Raw genomic sequence first — 388 nt, forward strand, 5'->3', positions numbered from 1 at the left:
CAAGGGCAACCAGGCCTTCGACGCCGAGCGCTTCGCCAAGGTCGTCGAGCTCGTCATCACCGCGATGGACATCTCCATCTGCTTCGCGGACTTCCCGACGCAGAAGATCGGCGAGAACACCCGCGCCTTCCGTCAGCTGGGCATCGGCTACGCCAACCTCGGCGCCCTGCTCATGGCCACGGGTCACGCGTACGACTCGGACGGCGGCCGTACCCTCGCCGCCTCGATCACCTCGCTGATGACCGGCACCGCGTACAAGCGCTCCGCCGAGCTGGCCGCGATCGTCGGTCCGTACGACGGCTACGCCCGCAACGCCGACTCGCACAAGCGCGTCATGAAGCAGCACGCCGACGCCAACACCGTCGCGCCGCGCACCCAGGACCTGGAC

The 388-nt window shown here is 68.6% G+C and carries 1 pseudogene; it reads left to right on the plus strand.

Annotated elements, in window-relative coordinates:
- Positions 1 to 388 (plus strand): annotated as a pseudogene (locus tag ADK55_RS20750) (vitamin B12-dependent ribonucleotide reductase); the annotation flags it as partial.

It is taken from the genome of Streptomyces sp. WM4235, assembly GCF_001279725.1.
GTDB lineage: Bacteria > Actinomycetota > Actinomycetes > Streptomycetales > Streptomycetaceae > Streptomyces.